Origin of the sequence: Geminocystis sp. (genome assembly GCF_041753295.1) — a bacterium.
GTDB lineage: Bacteria > Cyanobacteriota > Cyanobacteriia > Cyanobacteriales > Cyanobacteriaceae > Geminocystis.
This window is the reverse complement of sequence record NZ_JBGSUU010000127.1, coordinates 1-25,063: the sequence shown is the minus strand read 5'-3', so window position 1 is coordinate 25,063 and position 25,063 is coordinate 1. Positions and strand designations below refer to the sequence as shown.

General features: G+C 34.3%; 17 protein-coding genes. 10 read left to right on the top strand and 7 right to left on the bottom strand.

Going from position 1 to position 25,063, the window contains the following annotated elements:
- The first annotated feature begins 401 nt into the window (after positions 1-401).
- Positions 402-743, top strand: a complete 342-nt coding sequence (locus ACEW8E_RS16015; RefSeq protein WP_373481360.1) for a hypothetical protein — start codon at positions 402-404, stop codon at positions 741-743.
- A gap of 55 nt (positions 744-798) precedes the next feature.
- Here the strand turns inward: ACEW8E_RS16015 and tatC are convergent, their stop codons facing one another.
- Together tatC and ACEW8E_RS16005 are read right to left on the bottom strand one after the other, a co-directional pair.
- Positions 799-1,563 carry a twin-arginine translocase subunit TatC gene (gene tatC, locus ACEW8E_RS16010; protein WP_373481359.1) on the bottom strand — a complete coding sequence of 255 codons (765 nt, stop codon included), beginning with the start codon at positions 1,561-1,563 and terminating at the stop codon, positions 799-801.
- A 107-nt stretch (positions 1,564-1,670) separates the two neighbouring features.
- A complete protein-coding gene (locus tag ACEW8E_RS16005) occupies positions 1,671-5,651 on the bottom strand; it encodes a response regulator (protein WP_373481358.1) in 3,981 nt (1,326 codons plus the stop codon).
- 746 nt (positions 5,652-6,397) lie between these two features.
- Here ACEW8E_RS16005 and ACEW8E_RS16000 point away from each other — a divergent pair.
- From ACEW8E_RS16000 to ACEW8E_RS15985, 4 genes are all read left to right on the top strand, one after another.
- A complete protein-coding gene (locus ACEW8E_RS16000; protein WP_373481357.1) occupies positions 6,398-6,760 on the top strand; it encodes a hypothetical protein in 363 nt (120 codons plus the stop codon).
- A gap of 64 nt (positions 6,761-6,824) precedes the next feature.
- Positions 6,825-7,598 (top strand): ABC transporter permease, encoded by a 774-nt coding sequence (locus ACEW8E_RS15995; protein ID WP_373481356.1) that lies wholly within the window; start codon positions 6,825-6,827, stop codon positions 7,596-7,598.
- An 84-nt stretch (positions 7,599-7,682) separates the two neighbouring features.
- The gene (gene surE, locus ACEW8E_RS15990; protein WP_373481355.1) at positions 7,683-8,477 is read left to right on the top strand and encodes a 5'/3'-nucleotidase SurE; all 795 of its coding nucleotides are present in this window, start codon (positions 7,683-7,685) and stop codon (positions 8,475-8,477) included.
- A 256-nt stretch (positions 8,478-8,733) separates the two neighbouring features.
- On the top strand, positions 8,734-9,795 hold the full coding sequence (locus ACEW8E_RS15985) for an Mrp/NBP35 family ATP-binding protein (RefSeq protein WP_373481354.1): 1,062 nt from the start codon (positions 8,734-8,736) through the stop codon (positions 9,793-9,795).
- An 89-nt stretch (positions 9,796-9,884) separates the two neighbouring features.
- Here the strand turns inward: ACEW8E_RS15985 and psaB are convergent, their stop codons facing one another.
- Together psaB and psaA are read right to left on the bottom strand one after the other, a co-directional pair.
- Positions 9,885-12,098 carry a photosystem I core protein PsaB gene (gene psaB / locus ACEW8E_RS15980; protein WP_373481353.1) on the bottom strand — a complete coding sequence of 738 codons (2,214 nt, stop codon included), beginning with the start codon at positions 12,096-12,098 and terminating at the stop codon, positions 9,885-9,887.
- Between the two features lie 259 nt (positions 12,099-12,357).
- A complete protein-coding gene (gene psaA / locus ACEW8E_RS15975; protein WP_373481352.1) occupies positions 12,358-14,610 on the bottom strand; it encodes a photosystem I core protein PsaA in 2,253 nt (750 codons plus the stop codon).
- 259 nt (positions 14,611-14,869) lie between these two features.
- On the opposite strand from psaA, the gene ACEW8E_RS15970 reads away from it, so the two are divergent.
- Positions 14,870-16,075, top strand: coding sequence for a 4-hydroxy-3-methylbut-2-enyl diphosphate reductase (locus ACEW8E_RS15970; RefSeq protein ID WP_373481351.1), 1,206 nt, complete (start codon positions 14,870-14,872; stop codon positions 16,073-16,075).
- Positions 16,076-16,153: 78 nt separating this feature from the next.
- Here the strand turns inward: ACEW8E_RS15970 and ACEW8E_RS15965 are convergent, their stop codons facing one another.
- Positions 16,154-17,779 (bottom strand): ArnT family glycosyltransferase, encoded by a 1,626-nt coding sequence (locus tag ACEW8E_RS15965; RefSeq protein WP_373481350.1) that lies wholly within the window; start codon positions 17,777-17,779, stop codon positions 16,154-16,156.
- Between the two features lie 107 nt (positions 17,780-17,886).
- Between ACEW8E_RS15965 and ACEW8E_RS15960 the strand changes: the two genes are divergently transcribed.
- Complete coding sequence (locus ACEW8E_RS15960; RefSeq protein WP_373481349.1) at positions 17,887-19,002, top strand: LptF/LptG family permease; 1,116 nt, start codon at positions 17,887-17,889, stop codon at positions 19,000-19,002.
- A gap of 180 nt (positions 19,003-19,182) precedes the next feature.
- Here the strand turns inward: ACEW8E_RS15960 and ACEW8E_RS15955 are convergent, their stop codons facing one another.
- Positions 19,183-19,419 carry a hypothetical protein gene (locus ACEW8E_RS15955; RefSeq protein ID WP_373481348.1) on the bottom strand — a complete coding sequence of 79 codons (237 nt, stop codon included), beginning with the start codon at positions 19,417-19,419 and terminating at the stop codon, positions 19,183-19,185.
- A 123-nt stretch (positions 19,420-19,542) separates the two neighbouring features.
- Positions 19,543-20,553: a helix-turn-helix domain-containing protein gene (locus ACEW8E_RS15950; RefSeq protein ID WP_373481347.1), complete on the bottom strand. Its 1,011-nt coding sequence runs from the start codon at positions 20,551-20,553 to the stop codon at positions 19,543-19,545.
- 143 nt (positions 20,554-20,696) lie between these two features.
- On the opposite strand from ACEW8E_RS15950, the gene ACEW8E_RS15945 reads away from it, so the two are divergent.
- The 3 genes from ACEW8E_RS15945 to ACEW8E_RS15935 all read left to right on the top strand — a co-directional run bounded on the left by ACEW8E_RS15945 (position 20,697) and on the right by ACEW8E_RS15935 (position 24,977).
- Positions 20,697-21,167 carry a hypothetical protein gene (locus tag ACEW8E_RS15945; RefSeq protein ID WP_373481346.1) on the top strand — a complete coding sequence of 157 codons (471 nt, stop codon included), beginning with the start codon at positions 20,697-20,699 and terminating at the stop codon, positions 21,165-21,167.
- Between the two features lie 255 nt (positions 21,168-21,422).
- A complete protein-coding gene (locus tag ACEW8E_RS15940; RefSeq protein ID WP_373481345.1) occupies positions 21,423-22,169 on the top strand; it encodes an S-layer homology domain-containing protein in 747 nt (248 codons plus the stop codon).
- Between the two features lie 219 nt (positions 22,170-22,388).
- Positions 22,389-24,977: an efflux RND transporter permease subunit gene (locus tag ACEW8E_RS15935; protein WP_373481344.1), complete on the top strand. Its 2,589-nt coding sequence runs from the start codon at positions 22,389-22,391 to the stop codon at positions 24,975-24,977.
- The last annotated feature ends 86 nt before the right edge of the window (positions 24,978-25,063 follow it).

The following is a 25,063-nucleotide window of genomic DNA, read 5'->3' as shown; positions in this document are numbered from 1 at the left end:
CTGTTCGAGTAGAGCAATTCAAAAAATTTGCTATTTCTTGATAATTTTTACCATCATTTTCTAATAAAAATATTAAAATTCGTTCTCTGACTTCAGCTCTATCTTCTTTTTTTAAAGCATTTTGTAAATAATGTTTTTCTTTTCTGTGATAAGAAATTTTTAATAGGCATGATTAAGATTAACAAATTTATTTGTATTATTATAATTATATACTATACAAGTGCGTCTTAGCTTATCTCTCTATTCCACTAAAAATTTTATGATTCACTCAGATAATACCTAATTGTCAAAGAAAGATTAAATTAATCAAGGAAGAACATTCTCAGAAATGTAACAATCTGTTATTATTTTTAATAATCAAAACAATAAAAGTTAACAAACTGATAAGGAGAAATAATCTAATGGCAGGTTTATTTGGTTTATTTGGTAAAAAAAGTAAGAAAGTAGAAGATGCTTATTTTTTAGATCCTGATCAAGCTAAGACTTTCGGAGATATTGATTATATGCGTACTTCTAAAACTACTAGAAGAACTTTTCCTAAAACTTTAACGAATAGTGAAGGTGGAGAATTAATCCAAGAAGTATCTTCAGAAAAAATAGCGAAAAAAGATTCTAAGGAAGTAATTAGGCCAAAATCTACTGCTAATAACAGTGAAAATGATTCTTTTACACCTAAAATTAGTACTAAAACTGACACCAATATGGATATGTTCCGTAACATGGCTAAAAAGATCAAAAAATAGGTAAAATGATTGATAATTGATGATTAATAGTGGTTAATTTTTGATTATCAATTGTTTATTTTCCTGTAAGTTTAACTACTCCTACCCCACCAAAATATAACGCTAAAACTGCACCACCGAGGAGAGATTGAGTAAGGGGATCTGTTGAAGGAGTTAATACTGCACCCAAAATCATCGCTCCTAAAACCACAATACGCCATGCAGAGAACATTTGTTGAGAAGAAACTAGGTTTAATGTGCCTAAAAGTAGTTGAATAACGGGAATTTGAAAGGCTAAACCCGTAGAAAACATTAATAATAATATAAACTTAAAATATTTATCAATAGACCATAATTGTTCAACAACATCGCCACCATAATTAATAAAAAAGTTTAACGCAGCAGGAATTAAAAGATAGTAGGCAAAAGCTAAACCAGCGAAAAAAAGAATACTTGAGCCAAATACTACAGGTGCAAGAGTACGTCTTTCTTTACGAGTTAATCCGGGTAAGACAAACTGAATAATTTGATATAAAATAACGGGTGCAGAAAGTAAAATTCCCGTATAACCTGCCACTTGAATGGAAACAAAGAAAAATTCACCGGGTGCTAATTGTAAAAATTTCACGTCTCCAGCAGGAATTTCTAGCCATGCGACAATTTGTTTGACAAAAAAGAAACAAGATATTGCACCGACTAACATGGCAATTATACTTATAAAAATACGTTGTCGTAATTCTTCAAGGTGATCAAAAAAAGACATTTCGCCCTGATTAGGAATTTCATCCCAATAATCTTCATTTTTTCCTTGAGGTTTCGTTTCTAATTCCTGAGTCGCCATTTTTAATAAAATAATAATTCACATACCACAAATTTTATTGTACCAAAATTAATGATTAGCATTTTAATAATTTCTTTGACTAGAAAGACAAGTTATTGAATTGTTGGTTACAAAAGAACTTCGCCTTTGATTAATTTTTTAGCAGCATTTAATAACTCTTCTTCTAAATAAGGTTTAGTAAAATAGGCTTTTGCACCTAAATCCGCCGCAATTTTACGATGTTTTTCCGCACCACGAGATGTTACCATCGCTACGGGTAATTTTGATAATTTATCATCTTGTTGCATTTTCGCTAGTAATTCTAAACCATTCATGCGAGGCATTTCAATATCACATAATAACAAATCACAGGGTAAACCTTCTACTACTTTATCCCATGCGTCTTGTCCATCTCGTGCTTGTTCGACTTGATAACCTGCTTTTTTAAAAGTCATGGATAACATTTCTCTTACCACCACTGAATCATCAATAATTAATACCATTGGTGAGGATTTGAGTTTTTTGTTATTTTTTGAATTATTATTGTCTTGACCAGAAATAGTAGATTTATTAATTTTTAGTTTAGGGATTTTTTTACTACCGGGTAATAATACTTCTCCTTCTACCATTCTTTTTGCCGAGTCAATTAAATCTTTTTCCACATAAGGTTTAATCAAATAAGCTGAAGCCCCCAATTCTGCCGCAATTCGTTGATGTTTTTCTGCACCACGAGAAGACAGAATCGCCACAGGAATATTTGATAATAAGGGATCTTCTTGCATATGTTGCAACAATTCTAACCCGTTCATTCTTGGCATTTCAATGTCACAGAAAACCAGATCACAAGGTAGCCCTGATTGTAGTTTTTGCCATGCTTCTTGTCCGTCTCTTGCTTGTTCTACTCGATAATTCGATTTTTTGAAACTTATGGATAACATTTCCCTTACGGTGATTGAGTCGTCAACGATTAACACCAAAGGTTGAGTTTGAGTCTGTTCTGCTACCGTGCGATCGCCATGAAACTGATTTGGTAAATTAACGTTAACTTTCGTACTTAAATTACCTTGTGCAATTTCAATAAGTTCGATAACATCACCAATAGCCATAACAATTCCATCACTGCGAACCGTTGCACCAGCAATACCTTTCGGCTTAGGTAAAGGGCCAGAAATTTGTTTAATAACGATTTCTTCTTGTCCTAATACTTGATCAACTTGAATAGCTAATAAATTGTTACCGCCCCTTAATATCACAATAGGGATAGTTTCTTCGTCTTGGTTATTGGTATAAATAATACTACGAGTTATTTGACGATTATAATTCATTAAAGTACTCAGAGGACGGAAAGGTAATAACGTATTTTTCCAAAGAATACATTTTTGTCCTTGTGCATTAATTTTAATTTCATTGGCTGAATAGTCCTTAGTATCTTCAATTCCGTCAATGGGAAAAGCGATACGAGCATTATTATTCATACAACATAAGGCTTTCCCGATACTCAGGGTTAAAGGTAAACGAATGGTGAAAGTAGTTCCCACTCCGGGGGTAGAATCAACGGTAACACTGCCTCTAATTTCATTGAGTTTGGTTCGCACAATGTCTAAACCAACACCTCTTCCAGCGTGACTATCAGCTTTTTCTTTAGTGGTGAAACCAGCGTTAAATAAAAAGTCATAAGTTTCTTTGTCTTTGAGATTAGCCGCTTGTGCTGGAGTAATAAGTTTATTTTGAATGGCTTTTTTCTTAATTTTTTGAGGATCAATTCCAGCGCCATCATCAGAGATAGAGATTACCGTTTGTGGTCCTTGCAAAAAAGCTCTCACGGTAATAGTACCAATGCTCGGTTTACCCATTTCTTCTCTTTCTTGGGGTAATTCAATACCATGAGTGATACAATTTTTCGTAATTTGTAAAAGAGGATCCCATAAATGTTCAAGGATCATTTTATCAATTAATACCTCTCTACCTTCAATTTTTAGTTGTACTTGCTTATCGTAACCTTCTGCAATTTTCCGAATCGGTAAAGGAAGGCGATCGGCATTTTGAGAAAAAGATACCATGCGAGACTTATTGATTTCTTCTTGTAGTTGTGTCGTCACTTGTCGTAAATTTCTGCCTAATTGATCTGTTTCATCCACAAGGAATTGAATATCAGAAGTTGATTCTCTTACCCGTACAATTAACTCTAAAATATCTTGAGCTAGTAAATGAAATCCTGTAAAACGATCTAATTCTAGTTCATCTAATTCGGGAGGTTGAAACTTTTGATTATCATCATTGTTAATATCAATATTGCGTCCAAAATAAGTCCCTTCTGATCTACCTTCACCCCTTGCTAATTGAGCTTTTACCGTTGCCTCATTTCGTTTACGACTATCGATCAATGCACCTTCAAGAAGACTTCTTTCATAGGTATCTTGCATTCTTGCACCCACATCACTTAAATTTTGAACATGGGATAAAAGATTATCTAAAAACTGTCTTAATTTTTCTTGATCTTCTTCTAAGCGATTACGACGAACTACCATTTCTCCAATGAGATTATTAAGGTTATCTAGTTGTTTAACAGACACCCTCATACTCTGTTCAAATACTTTCCCTTGACTGTTAGCATTGTTTCCAGCAGGTTTAATCCATTTTTTCCTACTACCGTTAGTTTGTCCATCACTTTCTGCCAGTAATTGATCTAAATCACTTAAGGCAGAATCAACAGAATTTAGTTCATTTATACTGCTTAAAGTTTTAGTTTTATGGGAAGTAATGATTATATCTGGTAAATCTTCAATAATATTTGCTAAATGTTGCCAATTGACTTCTTCTATTTTGAGAGTGGCTGAATTAACTAATCTTTCTAATTCGCTTTGTTCTTCATAATAATTGATTAAGGAGTTACCAATAATAGATTGTAAATCTTCAAATTGATCTTGTTCTAACCATGAGATATTACTAGAAAGTAAAGTATGAACTTCCTCAAAATCTTCATAAAAAATAATAGGAGGAGATTTTTGTTTAAGAGGCTGTAGAATTTGATAAGTATTAACACTTCCGGTACTAGGAAAATCGTCTTCTACTTCTAAATCATCAAGATTTTTTAATACTCCTTCTAATTCTGATTGAGGATCATCGATAATAACTGTACTTCTAGCAACATCATTAAATAAATTATCTAAATCATCAATATCAGCATTTTCTTGAATAAAAGTATTTTTATAATTTGATACAGAGGAATCATAAGAATTGTTATCTTGAAATAATTGTGAGAAATCTTCAGAAATCTCATCACTATCAATATTACCTAAAGATAAAGTATTGGAATCGTCATCAGAGAGAAAATCCCAATCTTGGGAAGAATCTTCTTCTCCCTCTTTCTGCCATTGATCAATTTTGATATTCTCACTATTTTGCTCATTAAAAATATTACTAATATCATCTGTATTCTCTGGACGACTAGAGTTAGTTACAAAATCTTGTTCACTTAAAAATACTGAACTAACTTGTTGATTTTCATCGGCAAAAGAATCATCTTCTAGCCAATCGTCTAATAAGCTATCATCATCAGATATACCTAAATCCGTCAATATATCACTATCATCATCATCAGAAATCTTTGTTTCGTCTGTTAGGTTTGGCGGAGAAAAATTAGAATCAATTTGGGTTTCTCGCCATAAATCTCTTTCGAGAGTATTTTTAGAATTATAAACTTCTTCAATGGGTACTTTTATTTCACCATAAATTGTTTCTAAATCCATTAATCTAGCACGAGATTGAGGTGCTAAACTTCGTAACGTCTCGCCAACACAAATAGAGTTAATTTCATTTTTGAGTAAATATTCCCCAGCGTTTTTTATTTCTTTAATAATTAGTTTAGTTGTAGAGTTATAGTCATTTTCTGGTTTGACAATGGCTATTTTTGCTGTTTCCATTATCTCAACCCAACCAAAAAGGTTTTGTTTTTTTCCTTGAACTGATAAGTAATCGCAATGTGATTTTAAAGTTTCTCGATTACGACTACTATCTCCTTCTTTCAAGACTTTTAACATTTCTCCAAGACGCAGAAGTGCTTGTTTATATAGTTTTTGGTGTTGATTGGCTTGTTCGCTGGTAATCATAGACATTCTTTTAAGAAGTTTCAACTCTAAACAATTAATGAATTAGAAAGCTAAAATTTTTTGGTGGGTATTAATTGAGATTTTGCATTAACAATAAAATATACTAATTAGAGTCGTAATAGAGGAGATAATAAAAAGAATTTATTTAAACTATGGTAAAACTGATTTTTTTTTCGTTTCTCTAATAAGTATTTTCGTAAAAAATGCTAGATCTAATATATTGATGAAAGAAATTATGACCGTTATTAGCCACTAATTTTCTCAAGTATAACTTAATGATAACTATTTTCAATGGTTTGAGATGATAAATTTTTGATAACAATTAAGATGATTTCTACTTCTTCTCACCATAAAAGAATTACACATTTTACTACTTATAATTGAGATTTTCTGAGTAAAGGGCAAAACTTAACATTATTGTAGTATAATTTATACATAAATTTTAGTGGAATAGGAAGATAGGATACAGGAGATAGTAATAAGAATTGATTTCAACTTATGAAAAATTTATTTTTTACTATTATTTACCTTGATTTAATTATTTTTCTTCCTTAAAATTTGAACACTTATTACTCTATAGCTCTTATTTTAAAAAAATTTTAATCTCGAACTCTAGTTATTGTAAAGCTATTAGCTATCACTTTTACCATAGTAAAATTTACAGATTTGTTTTTTTATCTTTAATCACTCACACATTATTTTAAGATTGCTATATATTCTTAACAAAATTTATTAAATTAATCATCATGGAGTTTTTTTCTTGGGAAATAAGTCGTAGTACTATCGTGGGCAGTTGTCTCTGGTGTTTAGCGTTATATATTAGTTTTGCTTCTTTAAGAGAATCGATTATTGACGGCTTAAATCGAGGATTTAATTATGCACAAAATTTCATTTTTACTAATGAAAAAGTATTTAACCCCATTCAAAGGGAATCTCAAAACGTTTTTTTAGCTTCTTTAACCAGTATTATTCCTTTTTTTATTATTGCTATTATTTGTAATTTAGTAGTAGAAATTGCCCTAGGTAAAAGTTGGTTAATCAGTGTGGGAATTTTAGCTTGTATTGCCTGTGCTGTTTATGATTTAGGGCGACGAGATTCTCAAAGATAATTTAATAATTAAAGACAAAAAAATACTTAAAACAATTTTTTACTATGGGTTAAATACTGAAAAAATGGAATACTTTAATCAAACTTTAGCAGTAACTCAAAGAATATTAACAGAATTATTTAGAAGGAAAAGAAGTTTAATATTTTGGATAATTTTTCCTATCTTTATTCTATTAATTAATAGTTATATCATCGCCGAAAGAGCTAAAATAACCACGGCTTTAGCCATGAAAATTTCTGCTCCCTCTAGCCTCGTAGGTGCGGCTTTATTTTTTAGTTGTTTAGGCGGTTGTATTGCTACTATTGTGGGTGAAAGAGAACAAAAAACCCTGAAACGTTTATTTATTTCTCCCCTTCGTGGAGTTTCTTATTTTTTAGGGATTTTTTTCGCTCACTGTGTTATTGGTATTTTGCAAACTATTTTAGTTTATAGTGTACTTTTTATTAACGGTAAATCCATATCAGGCTCAATTATTTTGGGTTTAATAATCATCTTTTTAAGTATTATTAGTTATGTTGGTTTAGGTTTTATTTTAGGTACTCAATTAGCAAAAAGAACAGAAGATGTTAATGCTATTGTGGCGACTTTTGGCGTACCTTTATTAATTATGGGGGGGACTTTTTTCCCTAGTTCTTTATTCTCTAAAAAAATGTTAGCGATCGCTCAATTTAATCCTATTTTTCATATGAATGAGGCTTTAATTGATGTTTGGGGAAAAGGAAAATATTTTGATGAAATTAAAGGTCATTTTTTTTTCCTCACTATCTTTGCTATTACTATGATATTTTTAGGATGGTTATGTTATGAAAAAATGATAAAAGCAGAAAAAACACTTTAATAATTAATAATTAATAATTAATAATTAGCAATTAACAATTTTAAAAATTTATTAGCTCTTTTTTTACTTATTACTTAAAGAAAAATGCACATTTTAATTAGTAACGATGATGGCATTTTTGCCCTCGGTATTCGTACTCTAGCTAATACCATAGCTTCTCACGGACATAAAGTTACAGTAGTAGCACCAGATCGAGAAAGATCCGCTACTGGTCATGGTTTAACCCTTCATCATCCCATTCGTGCAGATATTATTGAAGGAATTTTTAGTCCAAAAGTTACAGCTTGGTCATGTTCAGGTACTCCCTCAGATTGTGTTAAATTAGGCTTAAGTGCCATACTTCAAGAGAAACCTGACTTTGTACTAGCTGGTATCAATCAAGGCTCTAATTTAGGCACTGATATATTATATTCTGGTACGGTTTCCGCCGCTATGGAAGGCACAATAGACGGTATTACAAGTATTGCCTTGAGTTTAGCCAGTTTTACGAAAAAAGAGTTTCAACCTTCTGCTAATTATGCCGTAAAGTTAATCCAGCAATTAACCAAAAATCCTTTACCTGAAGCGACGTTACTGAATGTAAATATTCCTCCTGTACCCGAATCGGATATTATCGGAGTCAAAATTACTCGTCAAGGTATTCGGCGGTATATTGAAAATTTCCAAGAAAGACTAGATCCTAGAGGTAGAAGTTATTATTGGTTAGCAGGGGAATTAGTCGAAGAAGTCGAACAACCAGAACATATTTACTTACCTCCTGATTTACCCACCGATGTTCAAGCTAATCAAGAAAATTATATTACTATTACACCTTTACAATATAATTTAACCGATGTTGTTACCATTCAAAGACTGCAAAAAAATACTTTGTTATTTTAGATAGATAGTAGTCTTTAAAGTTTTAATTTTTGATTAAAGGCAATGATCAATATCATAAGTAAGTTCTAAAAATTAATTGTATGTTTACTTTATTCTTGACCAATTTACATTGATAATTAATGATAGATAAAAGTTTATTTATAGATAAAAAGCTATAATAATTAAGCCTTTTTACCTTCAATTTGGAGGGAATAAATAAAATAAAGTCCTCATATTTGGGGCATAAAGGGCAAAATCAACCATTAAATAAAAAATTATGTTAACTACTGAATCAATTTTAGAAGTATTAAAACCAGTTCAAGATCCTGAATTACAAAAAAGTTTAGTAGAATTAAACATGATCCGTAACGTAACGGTAAAAGATGGTAATGTTAATTTTACTCTCGTATTGACTACTCCTGCTTGTCCATTAAAAGAATTTATTAGAGAAGATTGTGAGAAAGCCGTTAAAAAATTAGGGGGTGTGGAGTCAGTATCTATTGAAATTACAGCCGAAACGCCTCAACAAAAACCTTTACCAAATAGACAATCAGTAAATCAAGTAAAAAATATTATTGCCATTTCTAGCGGTAAAGGTGGAGTTGGTAAAAGTACTGTTTCTGTAAATGTTGCCGTTGCCCTTGCCCAAATGGGGGCTAAAGTTGGTTTATTAGATGCTGATATTTATGGTCCAAATGTACCAACAATGTTGGGTTTAAATGATGTGCCTATTGAGGTAGAAAAATCTTCAGGGGGAGATATTCTACAACCTGCTTTTAATCATGGTGTCAAAATGGTTTCTATGGGCTTTTTAATTGATCCTGATCAGCCTGTAATGTGGCGTGGTCCAATGTTAAACGGTATCATACGTCAATTTTTATATCAAGTCAATTGGGGAGAGTTAGATTATTTAATTGTTGATATGCCACCTGGCACAGGTGACGCACAATTAACTTTAGCTCAAGCTGCACCCCTTTCAGGAGCAGTAATTGTCACCACTCCCCAAACTATCTCTTTACAAGATGCTCGTAGGGGCTTAAAAATGTTTGAACAGTTAGGCACAAATATTCTTGGATTGGTGGAAAATATGAGCTATTTTATCCCTCCTGATATGCCTGATAAAAATTATGACCTTTTTGGGTCTGGTGGTGGTGAAAAAGCCTCTAAAGAGTTAAATGTACCTTTACTAGGTTGTATTCCTTTAGAAATTTCTCTCCGAGAAGGAGGAGACTCTGGTATTCCTATTGTTGTCGGAAATCCTGAATCGGCTTCGGCCATCGCTCTTACAAAAATAGCTCAACAAATAGCTGCGAAAGTATCTGTCATAGCATTACAGTAGTTTTTTGTCAAAAGTAAAAAAACCCTCCACCAATAAAGGCAGAGGGTTAAAATTTTATTTAATCACTAACTAATAAAGTAAACCAGTTATTAACCGAACTTACCGGCAGTAGAAGCAATTAAGAAGGCTGCGTAGGTGAGAATATAGCCGACGGTAAAGTGAGCTAAACCAACTAAACGAGCCTGAACGATTGAAAGAGCAACGGGTTTATCTTTCCAGCGAACAATGTTAGCTAGAGGAGTACGTTCGTGAGCCCAAACGATGGTTTCGATTAATTCTTGCCAATATCCACGCCAAGAAATTAAGAACATGAAGCCAGTTGCCCAAACAAGGTGTCCGAATAAGAACATCCAAGCCCAAACGGAGAGGTTATTTACACCGTAAGGATTATAACCGTTGATTAACTGAGCGGAGTTTGCCCATAAGTAATCTCTGAACCAACCCATTAAATAGGTAGAGTTTTCGTTAAACTGAGCAACGTTACCAGTCCAGATACCGAGGTGTTTCCAATGCCAGTAGAAGGTTAACCAACCCAAAGTATTTAGCATCCAGAACATAGCTAAGTAGAAGGAATCCCATGCAGAGATGTCACAAGTACCGCCACGACCAGGTCCATCACAAGGGAAGGAGAAACCGAAGTCTTTTTTGTCGGGCATTAATTTAGAACCACGAGCATCTAAAGCACCTTTAACAAGAATTAAAGTGGTGGTGTGTAATCCTAAGGCGATGGCATGATGGACTAAGAAGTCACCAGGTCCAATGTTAAGGAATAAAGAGTTAGTACCGCTATTGATAGCTTCTAACCAACCGGGTAACCATACATTGGCATAGTTAGGATAAGCAGTATAAGCAATGCTATCAGGGTTAGATAATAAAGTATCAAAACCATAGAGAGCTTTACCAGAAGCAGCTTGAACGAACTGAGCAAATACTGGTTCGATTAAGATTTGTTTCTCAGGAGTACCGAAAGCAACCACAACATCATTATGAACATAAAGTCCTAAAGTGTGGAAACCTAAGAAAAGAGATACCCAGCTTAAGTGAGAAATAATCGCCTCTTTGTGTTCTAACATCCGAGCTAAAACGTTATCTTTGTTAGCTTCAGGATCATAGTCACGAACGAAGAAAATCGCACCGTGAGCAAAAGCACCAACCATCAAGAAACCTGCAATATACTGATGATGAGTATAAAGAGCGGCTTGGGTAGTATAGTCTTTAGCGATGAACGCATAAGAAGGCAGAGAGTACATATGTTGAGCAACCAAAGAAGTGATAACTCCTAAACTAGCTAGGGCTAAACCTAACTGGAAATGTAAAGAGTTATTAATGGTGTCATAAAGTCCTCTGTGTCCTGCTCCTAATTTACCCGAAGGTGGTTTGTGAGCGGCTAAGATGTCCTTAATACTGTGACCAATACCCCAATTAGTGCGGTACATATGACCAGCAATAATGAAGATAACAGCGATGGCCAAATGGTGGTGAGCAATGTCAGTCAACCATAAGGATTCGGTTTGAGGATGGAAACCACCTAAGAAAGTTAGGATTGCAGTTCCAGCACCATCAGAAGTTCCGAATACTTGACTAGCTGTATCAGGGTTTTGAGCATAAACGCCCCAGTTACCAGTAAAGAAAGGAGCAAGTCCAGCGGGGTGAGGTTTAACACTTAAGAAGTTATCCCAACCAACGTGTACACCACGAGATTCAGGAATAGCAACGTGTACTAAGTGACCAGCCCATGCTAAAGAGCTAACACCGAATAAACCAGCCAAATGGTGATTTAAACGAGATTCAGCATTTTTAAACCAAGAAAGGCTAGGACGGAACTTAGGTTGTAAGTGTAACCAACCAGCAAACAAGAATATAGCAGACAGAATTAAAAGGAAAACTGAACCAGTATATAAATCTTGATTAGTGGTCATCCCGATGGTATAGAACCAATGGTAAACACCAGAATAAGCAACGTTTACAGGGCCTGATGCACCCGCTTGGGTGAAAGCATCAATAGCACCTTGACCGAAATGAGGATCCCAAATTGCATGGGCGATGGGACGGACGTTTAAAGGATCTTTGATCCACTGCTCAAAATTGCCTTGCCAAGCTACATGGAATACAGTACCGGAAGTCCATAGAAAGATGATTGCCAAATGACCGAAATGAGAAGCAAAAATCTTTTGGTAGAGATTCTCTTCGGTCATACCGTCATGGGTTTCAAAGTCATGAGCGGTAGCAATTCCGTACCATATCCGTCTTGTAGTTGGATCTTGGGCTAAATCTTGGCTAAATTTGGGAAATTTAGTTGCCATAGCTTTTTAAAGGAATTCTCCTGTTACACAATGAGGGTCAACGATTCAAATACGCTGCTCTATTTTGTTTTTTGCTCTTGCCCAGAGAGTTAAATATTTAAAATCTCTAGGCAAGTTTTTTAAAGTTGTTTTTTAAGAAGTTAATCATCAAGTATAGAAACTTTTTGATCGACTCTTGATTTTTGAAAACGGCTTTATTGGTTATTTTATAACTTATCTTGCCGAGTTTACCCCCACTTGTTAGTGAAAGTTTACATTCTTAACCAACCGATAGGATACGGCAGAGGAAGAACGCCCATGTAGTTACAATACCACCTAAGAGATAGTGAGCTACACCTACAGCACGACCTTGAATAATACTCAAAGCGCGAGGTTGGATGGCGGGGGCTAATTTGAGTTTATTATGAGCCCAAACAATGGATTCGATTAACTCTTGCCAATAGCCACGTCCACTGAAAAGGAACATTAAGCTAAAAGCGAAGATAAAGTGACCTGCTAAGAACATGATGCCATAAGCAGATAAAGCTGAACCGTAAGAGTTAATTACGTTGGCGGCTTGTGCCCATAAGAAGTCTCTTAACCAACCGTTGATAGTAATAGCACTTTGGGCGAAATTACCACCAGTAATGTGAGAAACACTACCATCAGGTAAGACAGTTCCCCAAATATCGGATTGCATTTTCCAACTAAAGTGGAAGATTACCACAGAGATGGAGTTATACATCCAGAATAAGCCTAAGAATACATGATCCCATCCAGATACTTGACAAGTACCACCACGACCGGGTCCATCACAAGGGAAGCGGAAGCCTAACTCAGCTTTGTCGGGGACAAGTCTCGAGCTACGGGCATAAAGCACACCTTTAAGAAGAATTAAAACGGTAACGTGAATGGTGAATGCGTGAATATGGTGAACCATGAAATCCGCAGTACCTAAAGTCATAGGCATCATCGCTACTTTGCCACCGACAGCAACAATGTCTCCGCCGAATACAGGGCTAACACCAGCACCAGCAAAAGGAGCAGTTACACCAGCTGCTGCTGTGTGAAGACCTTGAATCCATTGAGCAAAAACAGGTTGTAATTGAATTGCTGAGTCAGAGAACATATCTTGGGGACGACCTAAAGCTCTCATGGTGTCATTATGAATGTACAACCCGAAGCTATGGAAGCCTAACCAAATACATACCCAGTTGAGGTGAGAAATAATCGCATCACGATGACGTAATACTCTGTCCAAAAGGTTATTAACGTTTTTCGCTGGATCATAATCACGAACCATGAAGATTGAAGCGTGAGCCCCTGCACCGACGATGAAGAATGCACCGATCCACATATGATGAGTAAACAGTGATAACTGTGTACCATAGTCTGTGGCCAAGTAAGGGTAAGGAGGCATTGCGTACATATGTTGAGCAACAATAATAGTCAAAGAACCTAATAAAGCGAGGTTAATGGCTAATTGTGCGTGCCATGATGTGGTTAAGATTTCGTAGAGTCCTTTGTGACCTTCGCCAGTGAATGGTCCTTTATGTCCTTCTAAGATTTCTTTCATGCTATGACCGATTCCCCAGTTGGTGCGGTACATATGACCAGCGATGATGAATAATACTGCGATCGCCAAGTGATGGTGAGCGGTATCAGACAACCATAAGCCACCAGTTACAGGATTTAAACCACCTTTAAAAGTTAAGAAGTCAGAATAAACTCCCCAATTTAAAGTAAAGAATGGTGTTAAACCTTGAGCAAAGCTAGGGTATAACTCAGCCATTTTGGAGGGATCTAGGATAAACTCATGAGGTAAAGGAATGTCACCGGGTGCAACTCCTGCATCTAACAATTTATTAATTGGTAAAGATACATGAATTTGGTGTCCAGCCCAACCTAAAGAGCCTAATCCTAATAAACCAGCTAAATGGTGGTTCATCATGGATTCCACATTTTGAAACCATTCCAACTTAGGAGCTGCTTTGTGGTAGTGAAACCAACCAGCGAAGAGCATTAAACCTGCCATTACTAAACCACCGATAGCGGTAACGTAAAGCTGATACTCGTTAGTGAAGCCAGAAGCTCTCCATAATTGGAATAAGCCAGATGTGATTTGAATACCGTGGAAACCACCGCCAACGTCGGCGTTGAGGATGTCTTGACCTACAATAGGCCAAACAACTTGGGCGCTTGGTTTAATGTTTAAAGGATCAGCTAACCATGCGGAGTAGTTAGAAAACTTAGCTCCGTGGAAGTACATCCCACTTAACCAAACAAATACTACTGCTAAATGACCGAAGTGAGCGCTGAAGATTTTACGAGAAATATCTTCTAAATCACTGGTTTGACTATCGAAATCGTGGGCATCGGCGTGAAGATTCCAAATCCAAGTTGTGGTTTTGGGTCCTCTAGCTAAAGTGCGATCGAAGTGTCCTGGTTTTCCCCATTTTTCAAAAGAGGTAGGAACTGGATCTTTATCAACAATAACTTTAGCTTTCGCCTCTTTCTGAGGGCTTACTGTCATGAGGTATCCTCTCTCGACAAAATACTTTAACTACTACATTAACCAAGATGATAATGGTATTTTGACTCAGTTGTGGGAATTGCTTAACAATATTTAAAATTTGCTTAACATTCCCTCATACAAGGTTTTTAATTTTAATGTTTTCTCATTTAAGTCAAGATTCTGTTACTTTTCTTTATATTGACTAATAGGTAATTCGTAATCAGTAATGGGCAATAAGTAATAGAATGAAGATTAATTATTAACTCTTAAGATACTCATGGATACAAAGACATTTAAACGTACTCTTCAACAGTCAGATAACTATCATCGCAAAGGATTTGGTCATCAGGAACAAGTTACGGCTACTTTAAACCAAGAATATCAAAGTAATTTAATTCAAAATATTCGTCAAAATAATTATCAAATAACCAGAGAAAATGTAACCATTCGTCTGGCTGAAGCATTTGGTTTTTGTTGGGGTGTCGAAAGGGCAGTGGCAATGGCTTACGAAACTCGTACACATTTTCCACAGGAAAAAATATGGATCACGAATGAAATTATACACAATCCATCTGTAAATCAGCGTTTAAAGGAAATGAATGTAGATTTTATTCCCTTTAAGGAAGGAAAGAAAGACTTTTCTGTGGTTAATAGTAACGAGGTAGTTATTTTACCTGCTTTTGGTGCGAGTGTTGGGGAGATGCAGTTACTAAATGATAAAAATTGTACTATTGTTGATACAACTTGCCCTTGGGTTTCTAAAGTTTGGAATTCTGTAGAAAAACATAAAAAACGTAGTTATACTTCTATTATTCACGGTAAATATCAACATGAAGAAACCGTTGCTACAAGTTCATTTGCTAATATTTATTTAGTCGTCTTAAATATGGAAGAAGCAAAATATGTTTCTAATTATATTCTTAACGGTGGCGATCGCACAGAGTTTTTGACAAAATTTAAAAATGCTTATTCAGAGGGTTTTAACCCTGATACTGATTTAGAAAGAGTGGGTATTGCGAATCAAACTACGATGTTAAAAAGTGAAACCGAAGCTATCGGGAAGTTATTTGAGCAAACTATGATGAAAAAATATAATCCGACACAATTAAATGAACATTTTATGAGCTTCAACACTATATGTGATGCGACTCAAGAAAGACAGGATGCGATGCTCAATTTAGTGAAAGAAAAACTAGATTTAATAGTGGTAATTGGCGGTTTTAATTCATCTAATACAACTCATTTGCAAGAAATTTCTGGGGAATACAATATTCCTTCTTATCATATTGATAGTGGTGATCGTATTTTCGTTTTAGATAATAAAATTGAACATAAACCTCTTGAAACAGATTTAGAGATTAAAAATAATTGGCTTGGGGAAGGGGAAATAACTATAGGAGTAACCTCTGGTGCTTCCACTCCTGATAAAGTTGTGGAGGATGTTATTGAAAAAATTTTTGCAACTAAAAAATTGATAAATTAGCCGTGAAGATAAGAGATAATAATAGGAAAGGTGGGGTAAAAAGGCGAAAGTACATTCCTATCTCCTATCTCCTATCTCCTAATTATTCCTCCATTTTTTGACTTCTGAGGGAATAGCCATTAAATTTTGTCCTTCATATATATAAAATACTTCTGTAATCTCACCTGATCTTTTGAGAGGAATTTGGGCTATTTCTCGCCAAGATTGAAAATATTTACTATATTTAACGTTGATCAGATTTTCTTGGGCAAACCTTTTTGTGGTAATATACAATCCTTGTTTACCTATTAAGTTTTTGGCGGGATACCAATACATAAATCCTCGACTATCATCGCAAAAACAAGTTATCGGTATTTTTTTAAGTGGTGCGATCGCCATACCAATGTAACCACCAAGATAATACTGATTGGTAAAAATAAAATCAGCTTGTGAAAGAGATTGAGAAAAAGCAGAAGATGAAGCTAAATTATTTCTTAATTGTACAACATCAATTAATTCTGTAGAAGGATCATTTTGTGGGGAAATTAAACCTTGAAAAAAATTATTCTGATTCGGCTTTTGCAGTAAACCAATATTGAAGTGTAGTAAAGAAATTATGACAATGGTATGAAAAATAAGGAAGGAAAAAAACAACCAACGTTGGATAAATTTGGAGGAATAATTATTATGAGCATGATGTCCTAAAATTAATGTTAATCCCCAAAAACCGGGCATTGGCCATGTGGGTAAAATTTGAGTAACTGCGCCTAAAATAGTAAAACCAATGGTTAAAGGTAAAGAAACCCATAAAATTAGCTGATAACGATAATTTGGCTTGGTGGTTATCTCACTCCAGAAGGTTTTTATACTCAACCACCAAAGAGGAAAACCAAAGCTAGGAAATAAATAACCGATTCCCACTAAAGCCACAAGAAAAATATTAAAAGGATTAATTGTTAAAGAAGAAGAAGAATTGCTGTTAAAACGTCCCGATAATTGAAAGCTAAAAGAAATCCAATTGTGTTGCCAATTCCAATATAAAAGGGGAAATAAAGTTAGAATAAATAATGCAAAACTAACAATTAACCAACCAGATGTAAATACTCGTCGATAAGGAGGATTAAAAACACAAAATCCCAGTAATCCTAATCCTAAAATAAAACCGTGATATTTTCCTAAACAGGCTAAACCAAGAAAAATTCCGATGAAACTTAAACGATAAGTTGGTTGATAATTATAGGGATTTTCCTTGACAAAAAACTCATGAACAGCACAAAGTAATACTAATGTCCAAAAAAAGATTAATGGTCCATCGGGTAAAGTTAACACTCCAAAAGCGGTAGTAAAAATAGGAATCAAAGATGCAATTATCAGAGTTAGTAAAGCGCTTTTATCTCCAAATAATTTTTTTGCTGTCAAATAAAGAAAATATAAACTTCCCGTAAAAATAATTAATGTACCAATTCTGAGGGTAAATTGATTTACTTCTCCTGTTAACCAGACTCCGAAACCTGTTGTTAAAGATACTAGAAAAGGATGATCAAAATAACTCCAATCTAAATTTTGGGTATAAAGATAATAATAAGCCTCGTCGTATCCTGAATATAAATAAAGTGCAATAATTGCTCGTATAATTAACCCTATTAAGAGAATTGTGATTACTGGATAAGATAAAATTGATAAGTTTTTAGTTTTGATCATTAATTCTATTGCTAAAATCGTCACTAAATAAAGTTAATATATATGTTGAAAAAAAAGTTTTTTGATCAGTCTAATATTTATAAGTCTAATTTATTATTTTAAGTTGAATGCGCACTTTTAAGCTATCAATCATGGACACCTATTTAGTAAAAGAGTTAGTGACTCCTTTCTTCTTTAGTGTAGGAATTTTTACTGTTTTAGGAGTTGCTATCGCAACTTTATCTGATTTAAGCTATAAAATTGTCAACTCAAATTTACCGTTAATTTCCGCCATAGAAATTTTTTTCTTAAAAATACCTGAATATATTGCTTATGGATTGCCTATATCAGTATTGTTAAGTACTTTAATAACTTATAGTCGCTTAAGTAAAGATAGTGAAATAATAGCTTTAAGGTGTGGTGGAATCAGTATTTTTCGCTTAATTACTCCTGCTTTAATTTTAAGTTTATTTGTAACATCATTTACTTTTATCTTCAATGAATTAGTCGTTCCAAATACTAATTACAAGATAACAACAATTTTAGTACAACAGTTAAATGAACAGAGAAAGTTTTTATTAAGACAAGATATTTTTTACCCTGAATATGTAGAAGTAAAACAAGATAATGGTAAAAATAGTAAACAATTAAAAACCCTATTTTATGCGGAAAAATTTGATGGGGAAAATATGCAATCTTTAACTATTTTAGACACAGAAAAAAAAGTACTAAATAAAGTAATTATGTCAGAAAGAGGTTCATGGAATAATCAAAATCAAGTATGGGATTTATTCAATGGAGTAATTTATGATGTTGCAGAAAATCCTTTAATAGCAAAAGGATCATTTTTTCAAAAAACCCAAATTTCTTTCTCAAAAACACCTTTAGAATTAGCTTCCAAAAGTAGAGATCCCTATGAAATGAATATATTTCAATCTCAAGAATATATTAAATTGTTAAGGTTATTAGGAGATGAAAAAAATGTGCTAATGTTTCAAGTACGCACAGCACAAAAAATAGCTTTTCCTTTTGTCTGTATCATATTTGCTTTAGTGGGCTCATCTTTAGGTTGTCTCCCAAATACTGCTAGTAAAGCCACCAGTTTTAGTTTATGTGTCGGTGTTGTTTTTGGCTATTATATGATTAGTTTTTTTATCGGTAGTTTAGGATTAATTGGTGCAATTTCTCCTTTTATGGCGGCATGGATACCTAACGTTTTAGGTTTATTAATCAGTATTTATTTATTATTTAAACCTCGTTTTGCTTAATGAAATTGATCAATATTTTTTTTGTAAACTGAAACATTAAATAGAATAAAAATGATTAATAAATAAAGTATAAATAATTAATTTTCGTATTTTTATTATAAATTTTTACTATTATTTCCTATATTTTTGACTCGTTAAGGTAAGTTCAAAAAATTACATTCTTTTTCTTTTTATTGATAATTAATTTTCTCGATCTTGTTCAACTTTTGCTTGTCTTAAATATTCTTGTCCGGCACCAACTACAAAACCAATACCAATGCCCCATATACCATAAGAACGTATCCAACTACGATAAACCGCTCTATCGTATTTTAAACCAATTTCATTAGGTTGTCCTACTTTAGCTAAACCCAAACCTAACATAAAGCCAATTATTGCCGTTATTATGGCTGAAAATAAAATACGTTTTCCATTCATAACTATTATGTTTAATCAATTAACTGATAATTTTATCTCAATTTAGGTTAGTAAAAGATTTTCGATGGCAATCATATCAATTAAAAAAGGTGTTGATGGTTAAATTTTTCTCATTAAAACCCGTTACAATCGATGACGATATTCACTAGGTGTTAAACCCGTCCATTTTTTGAATGCTCTAGTAAAATTATTTACTTCACTATAATTAAGTTCAAAAGCAATGTCACCAATTTTTATGGTGTTATCTTTTAAGTATTCAACCGCTAATTGAAATCTTACTTGATTTAATAAATGAGAATAACTCAAACCTTTATGTGCTAAACATCTTTGCAGACTTCTTTTACTCGTACCGACAGAATCTACTATGGTTTGTATTTGAATATTACCGCCAAATAATTGAGAGCGAATCAATAATTTAAGGGCATCGACAAAATCCACAGGAAGGTTGAGTAAGTTCATTCGTTCGTATAAATTTTGTTCATCATCATTGCTATGGTGATACTTTTTTTCAAGGGGTAAATAAAGAAGATTTTTAGAAATACCCATAGAATTATAAGGTTGATTGAAGCGTATCCGACACTGAGAAAATAAATTTATGTTTGACAATCCTTTTATGGTTTGCCCTTGAAAACATAAATCCGTAGGATGCAAGTCAAAACCCATGATCGATCTAATTGCCTTCAAGTGAGACAAAAAACCATAATAACTTGCTTGTTGATTTTCACAATGTTTCAAGTTAAGATATTGATGATTAAACCAAATACGATCATTATCTTCCGTTAACCATACTTTCACCCCTGAACTATAGGTTCTTTTAAGTAGCGATACAATAGTTCTTAATAAATCATAACCTGTTAAAGATTGACTAATAATTTTACCGAATAAACCTATATCCTCTATTTCCAATTTTTGACTAGCTAAAATTCCGAACAATTCCTCCCCTTCACGACGAGCAAAAAAATTGAGAGTATCAAAGGCTTGATAAAGGGAAAGTACATTTTCTGAGTGGGAAAAAATATTTTCTGGAAGTTTGCTTTGGCGAGTAAACTCTTGGGAAGAAATACCATTTTCGTTTAAAAATTTGAGCAGGGGCAAAAGACTACTTGCCCGAACTAATGGTAAATTGCTTATCATAGATAAAGTTAGTGCATGGTATTTATATTTTTTAATATATTTGGCACAAAATGATAAATAAAGAATAATTATAAATATCTAGTATGAATGATTAGATTATTTTTTCTTGAATACTTTATTCATTAAACTTAAATATAATTATTATGTTTGCCAGATTAATTTTATTGTCTGCGTCTAGTTTCTTTCTTTTTACCTCCATAAGTCCTATTCGGGCGGAAACTTGTAAACCCTTACCCTTAGTAGGTGGAGAGGGAAGCACAGTTACTAAAACCGTTTCTCAACCCACAATTCCCACTCGTTTTGGCAATATTACAAATAATAATTGGAATACCGATTGGGCAGTATCTGGGGGAAATAATAATTTTAAGCGTTATGTTGTGACGATTACTTCTGAGGATGACAATGCTTTTGATGTCAGAATGTATCTTAAATATAGTGATCAAACTGCAGACGAATTTTTTAATCAAGAGAGTGTCACGATTAATCCGAGTAAACCCTTAAAAATAGCTTCCAATCCCCGTAAAGGTACTCAACCCTATCAAGTTAATTTATTCGTGAATGGCATTGCTTCTTTTGGTAAAACTTATACGGCAACGGTTATGGGTTGCAATTAATCATGTCACTTAAGATTTTTTTCCTTTGGCTAATTATCTTGAACCCACTGTTGCCCATATTGAATATTATTGTCCATCCAAAAAAACTGATATTTATATTTTTTAACATATTTGGCACGAAATGATAAGCATAGTATTGGTATTGAACTGATAATGATTATTAGAGGCTTATACAGTGTTCAACAGTCAAGACACTTTACTGATAACTTGACCTTAAGTTTTACCTTTATTCACAATTTTTAACTTGTTAACTTCATGAAATTTTTAACCAAATTAAAACTTACAACGTTCACTATATCAGCGTTATTAAGTTGTAGTTCTATTAGTTTAGCCAAAATTCCTCAGATCCATCAAATAGCTCAGATGGAAAATACTAATAATTCTGCTCCTCAACAGTCCTCTCTCCCCTTCAGTGACATTGAGAAAAATGTTTATAAATCGGAAATTATCAGGGCGTGGGAATTAAAAATTATTGCAGGATTTCCTGATGGTACTTTTGCCCCAAATAAACCTGTTACCAGAGAACAAGCTATATCGATGATTGTTGATGCGATAAGTACGATGACTACTGTAGATCTTAATGCTAAACCCACTCGTCCTGTCCGTCTTTTTACTGATGTACCTAGCGATCGCTGGAGTGCTCAAAAAATTGCTTGGGCACAGTGGAATATTTTTCCTACAGGTACGCTAACAGGTAAGTTTCGCCCTACGGAGAATATTACTCGTAGTGAGTTAGTGGACTTCCTGAGAAAATCCGCAGAAATGCTGAAAGTAAAAGCGGGACGTTCTCCAGCCTTGACTCCCACTCAACAACCCATCAATTTCTCCGATGTCTCTGGTTATAATCAACAGTTAACATTACAGATGTCAGCCTATTGTCAGATTGCTTCTCCTGTCAACGAGAAGGGTAACAAATTTGCTCCCACCAAACCTGTTCAGAGGGATTACACCGCCGCCGCCATCGTGCGTACCCTTAAGTGTGTTGAGAATGATACAAAATAATAAAGAACAAACTAGGTTAGGATTTTCGAGAAATAAATAATTGTCAATTCAGGTGCTGAAATTCAAGTACCTGTTTTTAGTCATTTATTGCCTATCTTAGATACTTCTGTTGTGTATTACTAAAAATTCGATGACACTTTAATGATAAGTCAAAAAAAATAACTCTACTTAATTTCAGCAACTAATTTCAATGTTTTTTTATAAATAAGTATATTCTCAATGAGTATCTCCAATACTTTCATTAAAAGACCTGTTTTAGCAACAGTTTGTTCTTTAGTCATCGTTTTAGCAGGGGCTATCGCTTTTCCTTTACTTCCTATCGCCAAATTACCTCAACTTGCACCAACTCAAGTAAAAGTTACCGCCTCCTATAATGGTGCAGATGCTCAAACCACTGTAAATACCGTCACCACAATTATAGAACGGGAAATTAATGGGGTAGAGAATATGAAATATATTAGCTCTAATACCAGTAATGACGGGGTTTCTAATATTACCGTAGCCTTTCCCACCAGTATTGATCGAAATGAAGCACAAGTTAACGTTCAAAATAGAGTATCTTTAGCAGAGCCAAAATTACCCGATTCCGTTAAGCAAACAGGGGTAAAAGTAGATAAAGCCTCTCCCAATATCCTCTTAGCCTATGCTTTTTATGCGGATAAAAATGACGAAGGAAAATCAATATATGACCCTGTTTTTATTAGTAACTACGTTGATTTATTTGTTACAGATGAAATTAAACGTATTTTTGGGGTAGGTTCAATTACAGTATTTGGAGAACGTAAATACGCTATGCGTATATGGCTAGACCCTTACAAGTTAGCATCTCGAAATCTTAGCGCCAGTGATGTGGTTCAAGCTATTCAAAATCAAAACTTACAAGTTGGAGCAGGGCGTATTGGTCAAGAGCCATCCCTTCCCGAACAACAGTTTGAAATTCCCCTTCGTAGCTCAGGACGTTTTAAGACTCCTCAAGAAGCGGAAGAATTAGTGGTAAAAGTGGGAGATAACGGCACTTTAATTAAACTTAGGAATGTTGGCACAATAGAATTAGGTGCGGAAAATTACGACACTTCAGCAGTTTACAATGGTAAACCTGCCATTGGTTTCGCTATTTATCAATTACCCGGCACAAATGCTTTAGCTACAGGAGAAGCCATTAAAAATAAGATTACAGAATTGCAAAATAGTTTCCCCCCCGGATTAAAAGTTGATGTGGCTTTTGATACCACAGATTTTGTTACCGTTGCCATCGATGATGTTAAGAGTAATACTTTTGAGGCGATTATTTATGCCATTATTACCATCATGATCTTTTTGCAAAATTGGCGTTTAGCGATTATTCCAGCTATTGCCATGCCTGTAGCGATGATCGGTTCATTAGCGGTGGTTTTAAGTTTCGGATTGGAATTAAATTTGTTAACTCTATTCGGGATTATTTTAGCTATCGGTACGGTGACAGATGACGGGGTGGTAATTGTGGAAGCGGTGCAAGTCAAAATGTCTCAAGGAATGAAACCGTTACAAGCCTCCCTCGATGCTATGGAAGAATTAGGAGGTGCGATTGTTGCTTCGGCGTTAAGTCAGTTAGCGATATTTATTCCCGTAGCCTTTTTCCCCGGTACAACAGGAATTGTTTATCGTCAATTTGCCATAACATTAGCCGCCGCCATTGTTTTTTCTACCTTTAACGCCCTCACTCTTTCACCTACTCTGGCATCTTTAATTTTACGCCCAAAAAATGCTGATCCCGATCCCCTCGATCGAACTATTAATTTCTTATTCGGTTGGTTTTTCCGTCTTTTTAACACCGTTTTTGGTTGGATTGAAAATCTTTACGGTAAGTTAATAACCGTCCTAACTAACATCAAATTAGTGATTATGATAATTTTTGTGGGGGGATTAGCGGCAACAGTATTTATGTATAGCATTATTCCCTCTGGTTTTATCCCTGAAGAAGATCAAGGATACTTTTTTATCTTGGGTAATTCTCCTTCTAATACCTCTTTAAACTATACCAATAAAGAAGTTGCCCAAGTGAATGATATTCTCAAAGATATTCCCGAAGTAAAAGGTTATCTAGGCATCGCAGGAACAAGTTTTGAAGGCAATAACTACAATAAATATCTTTTCTTTGCCCGTCTCAAGCCTTGGGAAGAACGATCTAACCCTGAGCAGTCAGCCTTTGGGTTATTAAGAAATCTCAATCAGGATTTAAGAGCTAAAATGACAGGCTCAAAAGTCGTGGCAATTAATGCTCCTGCCGTAGATGGTTTAAGTGCTACAGGCGGTTTAGAGTTTCAGTTGCAAAATCGAAGCGGTTTACCTATGGAAAGCATGATCGAAGTAGCACAAAAATATATTGCTAGTGCTAATGAACGCCCCGAATTGCAAAACGTCTTTACCCCATTTACATTTTACACAGATCAACAGGAAATCAACCTTGATCGAGATCAAATTAACGCCCTGAATGTGGATGTATCTGAAGTCTTAAACACCTTGCAAACCTATATTGGTTCTCGTTATATTAATGACTTCGTTTTTGCTAACCGTCAATATCGAGTTTATGCCCAAATGAAACCTGAATTTCGAGCCAATCCTTCAGATATTGAAAATCTTTATGTTAAATCTCGTAATGGTCAATTAGTACAACTCAGTAACCTTGTCACCATACAAAGCATTAATTATCCTCCTACCCTAACCAATTACAATATTTATCCCGCCATTAAAATTCAAGCCGCCCCTTCTAGTGGTTATCGGTACTTAAACAAAAATTATGCCCAAACAAAGCCCAAACTTGCTTTATAATTAGTAAATACCTCAATATTATCTTTTAACCATTGAAAAAAGCGAAAAGATATGGCGGTGCGAAACGCTTCTAAGGCTTCACCAAA